Source organism: Delftia sp. Lp-1 (genome assembly GCF_020523835.1).
Classification (GTDB): Bacteria; Pseudomonadota; Gammaproteobacteria; order Burkholderiales; family Burkholderiaceae_C; genus Comamonas; species Comamonas acidovorans.
Genome location: NZ_JAJALJ010000006.1, coordinates 2,501 through 5,427, shown reverse-complemented (window position 1 = coordinate 5,427; position 2,927 = coordinate 2,501). Strand labels below are relative to the sequence as shown.

Genomic DNA, 2,927 nt, shown 5'->3' with positions numbered 1-2,927 from the left:
GGCTGTAAGAGCCTGACGATGACCTACTTTCACACGGGAACCCGCACTATCATCGGCGCAAAGTCGTTTCACTGTCCTGTTCGGGATGGGAAGGAGTGGTACCAACTTGCTATGGTCATCAGGCATAACTTGTTGTCATGCTGCTCACGGAGCAACACAACGAATTCATAGAGTCTGTAAATCAGCTTTGTATTTTGACTGCGCCTTACTTGGCATAACCACCTTGATGATCACGTCATCAAAGTTATAGGGTCAAGCCTCACGAGCAATTAGTACTGGTTAGCTTAACGCATTACTGCGCTTCCACACCCAGCCTATCAACGTCCTGGTCTTGAACGACTCTTCAGGGGGCTCAAGGCCCCGGCAGATCTCATCTTGAAACGAGTTTCCCGCTTAGATGCTTTCAGCGGTTATCTCTTCCACACTTAGCTACTCGGCAATGCCACTGGCGTGACAACCGATACACCAGAGGTGTGTCCACTCCGGTCCTCTCGTACTAGGAGCAGGCTTCCTCAAATCTGCAGCGCCCACGGAAGATAGGGACCAAACTGTCTCACGACGTTTTAAACCCAGCTCACGTACCTCTTTAAATGGCGAACAGCCATACCCTTGGGACCGACTACAGCCCCAGGATGAGATGAGCCGACATCGAGGTGCCAAACACCGCCGTCGATATGAACTCTTGGGCGGTATCAGCCTGTTATCCCCAGAGTACCTTTTATCCGTTGAGCGATGGCCCTTCCATACAGAACCACCGGATCACTATGTCCTGCTTTCGCATCTGCTCGACTTGTCAGTCTCGCAGTTAAGCACGCTTATGCCATTGCACTATCGTCACGATGTCCGACCGTAACTAGCGTACCTTCGAACTCCTCCGTTACGCTTTGGGAGGAGACCGCCCCAGTCAAACTGCCTACCATGCACTGTCCCCGATCCCGATAAGGGACCTGGGTTAGAACCTCAAACGCACCAGGGTGGTATTTCAACGTCGGCTCCATGAGAACTAGCGTCCTCACTTCAAAGCCTCCCACCTATCCTACACAGATCCGTTCAAAATCCAATACAAAGCTACAGTAAAGGTTCATGGGGTCTTTCCGTCTTTCCGCGGGGAGATTGCATCATCACAAACATTTCAACTTCGCTGAGTCTCTGGAGGAGACAGTGTGGCCATCGTTACGCCATTCGTGCAGGTCGGAACTTACCCGACAAGGAATTTCGCTACCTTAGGACCGTTATAGTTACGGCCGCCGTTTACTGGGACTTCAATCAAGAGCTTGCACCCCATCATTTAATCTTCCAGCACCGGGCAGGCGTCACACCCTATACGTCCACTTTCGTGTTTGCAGAGTGCTGTGTTTTTATTAAACAGTCGCAGCCACCGATTTTTTGCAACCGCTTTGGGCTCCCTTTGTTCAAGTTCACCTACTTGCGGCATACCTTCTCCCGAAGTTACGGTATCAATTTGCCGAGTTCCTTCTCCAGAGTTCTCTCAAGCGCCTTAGAATACTCATCTCGCGCACCAGTGTCGGTTTGCGGTACGGTCGTGTGTAGCTGAAGCTTAGTGGCTTTTCCTGGAAGCAGGGTATCACTCACTTCGTCTGCAAGCAGACTCGTTATCACCCCTCATCTAAGCCCGGCGGATTTGCCTACCAGGCACGACTACAGGCTTGAACCAACATATCCAACAGTTGGCTGAGCTAACCTTCTCCGTCCCCACATCGCACTACACATCGGTACAGGAATATTGACCTGTTTCCCATCAGCTACGCATCTCTGCCTCGCCTTAGGGGCCGACTCACCCTACGCCGATGAACGTTGCGTAGGAAACCTTGCGCTTACGGCGAGGGGGCTTTTCACCCCCTTTAACGCTACTCATGTCAGCATTCGCACTTCTGATACCTCCAGCACCCGTTACCAGGCACCTTCACAGGCTTACAGAACGCTCTCCTACCACTTGCAATAAATTGCAAATCCGCAGCTTCGGTAACTGGCTTAGCCCCGTTACATCTTCCGCGCAGGACGACTCGATCAGTGAGCTATTACGCTTTCTTTAAATGATGGCTGCTTCTAAGCCAACATCCTGACTGTTTTAGCCTTCCCACTTCGTTTCCCACTTAGCCAATTTTAGGGACCTTAGCTGGCGGTCTGGGTTGTTTCCCTCTTGAGTCCGGACGTTAGCACCCGGTGCTCTGTCTCCCAAGCTGTACTCTGCGGTATTCGGAGTTTGCATAGGTTTGGTAAGTCGCCATGACCCCCTAGCCTAAACAGTGCTCTACCCCCGCAGGTAATACTTGAGGCACTACCTAAATAGTTTTCGGAGAGAACCAGCTATTTCCAAGTTTGTTTAGCCTTTCACCCCTATCCACAGCTCATCCGCTAGTTTTGCAACACTAGTCGGTTCGGACCTCCAGTACCTGTTACGGCACCTTCATCCTGGCCATGGATAGATCACTTGGTTTCGGGTCTACACCCAGCGACTGGACGCCCTATTCGGACTCGATTTCTCTACGGCTCCCCTATTCGGTTAACCTTGCCACTGAATGTAAGTCGCTGACCCATTATACAAAAGGTACGCAGTCACCCTTGCGGGCTCCTACTTTTTGTAAGCATGCGGTTTCAGGATCTATTTCACTCCCCTCCCGGGGTTCTTTTCGCCTTTCCCTCACGGTACTGGTTCACTATCGGTCGATGATGAGTATTTAGCCTTGGAGGATGGTCCCCCCATATTCAGACAGGGTTTCTCGTGCCCCGCCCTACTTTTCTCTAGCTCAGTACCACCAGTCGGTTTTCACATACAGGGCTATCACCTACTATGGCCGGACTTTCCATTCCGTTTTGTTAACCGTCTGACTATCACTAGAAGGCTCTTCCGATTTCGCTCGCCACTACTTTCGGAATCTCGGTTGATGTCTTTTCCTCTGGGTACT

The 2,927-nt window shown here is 51.3% G+C and carries 2 rRNA genes (1 of these 2 cut by a window edge); both read right to left on the bottom strand.

Going from position 1 to position 2,927, the window contains the following annotated elements:
• Positions 1-10: 10 nt before the first annotated feature.
• Positions 11-123: ribosomal RNA gene (gene rrf, locus LGR64_RS28525) — 5S ribosomal RNA — on the bottom strand.
• Positions 124-248: 125 nt separating this feature from the next.
• A 23S ribosomal RNA gene (locus tag LGR64_RS28520) occupies positions 249-2,927 on the bottom strand; it runs 197 nt beyond the window's last position.